At 42.1% G+C, this 1,704-nt stretch carries 1 protein-coding gene and 2 pseudogenes; all 3 read right to left on the bottom strand.

From position 1 onward, the window contains the following. Nucleotides 1-190, bottom strand: a pseudogene (locus BMY67_RS18680) (succinate--CoA ligase subunit alpha); the annotation flags it as partial. 195 nt (nucleotides 191-385) lie between these two features. After that, nucleotides 386-1,117 (bottom strand): hypothetical protein, encoded by a 732-nt coding sequence (locus BMY67_RS19215; protein ID WP_143069935.1) that lies wholly within the window; start codon nucleotides 1,115-1,117, stop codon nucleotides 386-388. 473 nt (nucleotides 1,118-1,590) lie between these two features. Beyond that, nucleotides 1,591-1,704, bottom strand: a pseudogene (locus BMY67_RS19675) (succinate--CoA ligase subunit alpha); the annotation flags it as partial.

Below are 1,704 nucleotides of genomic sequence, written 5' to 3'. Positions count from 1 at the left end.
ATGGTGTCGCCGATTTCGGCGGGCGAATCCACTACGTGGATGCCGCACTCGCGCATGATGGCCATTTTGGCAGCGGCCGTGTCGTCGGCGCCGCCTACGATGGCGCCGGCGTGGCCATGCGGCGGCCGGCGGGGGCGGTCTGGCCGGCAATGAAACCAACCACGGGCTTCTTGTTGCCAGTTTCCTGAATTCAGAGAACGATACCCTCTAGGAGTTTATTTTTGTATATTTCAATAAATAAATTTATGTCTATATTAAGTATAAATATTGATTTATTTATGCAGTTGATCACACATAAACCATTGTGACCGGAACAGCAGATAAAAGCAAAGATCTAAAAAAATTATCGTTAAACACTTGTCTATTTTTTGAAAAAATTATTGTGCTATTCAAAAAGCGCTTCTATATAGACTACTGATGCACCTTTCTTGCTGCGTTTCCATCCCTTCGTTACAGTATCCTTATACCAACTTTCGATATTGTTATCATTGCTGCTATTTATCCCCTTCAAAGTTGGGAAATATGTTATGGGAACTTGACGAGTGAAAGTACTTCCATTTATAGTGCCACTCAACACATACTGACTTATGCCTTTATCGTTTGGAGCAGCGACGCTACTAATATATTCATTAGAACTTTTGCCAATACCTTCAACAACAATAAAAAATCCTTTTTCTGGTGATACAACGTGTGATTCTGGCCACATAACAGTTAAATTTCGCTTTGATTCACGTAACATTTTGGTTGTCAATATTACCTCTTGAGGTAGCATATTATCATTTCCTGGTTCGCCATTAGTATTAACTGATGCTACTCGGATACGAATTTGCCCCTCTTTAGTATTCTTAGGTTGATGTAGCTGTAATCGAATTTTCTGTAATTCATGGTATCCGGCAACAGGTTGCCTAAATCTTACAGCATAACCTCCGCCTGGTCCAGAGACATGCCAAATATTATTCTTTTCTATTCCTGAACAAACTACTAACTGAGAAGAGGAACTATTGATTTCAACGTCAGGTAGAACTATAATTCTATTAATTGTATCACTATTTGCCTGAGCTAACAAATGAAATGGTGTAAATACTAATAGAATTAAAATAGGAATTATGAATTTCATGACTATTTGCAATTTAAGTGAAGAGAAAAGAGGGGCTTCTCAGGAGAAGTCCCTCTTTATATAGACTATCAGCAACCGCAAGTTGGGCAGCCTGCCCCGGTGTCTACATCTGTTTCGCTCGTTACTATTCCGAGTACATAAAATCTTCTTATCTGATGAAGTGTACCAGTGGTAGCGTCACAAAACTGATTTCCCCATTCGACTCCCAAAAACTTAGCTTCACTCTTATGAACCACACCAAAGGTAAGTCCTAGAGTGGCAACAGCACCAATGAAAATCTTTTTCGCTTTCATATAAATCGAATGAAAATGTTGCCTACTCGGTTAAATCCGCTTTTCGGCTGGGGCGGGCTAGCGGGTCAAACATAATGCCCCCCCCCCCCTATACTTTCCTAATAATATATAGAAAAAAATTAGGGGCTGCTCTCGATTTCTCGGAAGCAGCCCCTAAAATCGTAATGTCAAACAAGTGGCTTACTTGCCGCCCAACACACGCAACATGGTGTCGCCGATTTCGGCGGGCGAATCCACTACGTGGATGCCGCACTCGCGCATGATGGCCATTTTGGCAGCGGCCGTGTCGTCGGC

Source organism: Hymenobacter actinosclerus, assembly GCF_900111515.1.
Lineage (GTDB): Bacteria > Bacteroidota > Bacteroidia > Cytophagales > Hymenobacteraceae > Hymenobacter > Hymenobacter actinosclerus.
The sequence above is the reverse complement of the archived record's forward strand: the minus strand, read 5'-3'. Positions and strand labels throughout refer to the sequence as shown.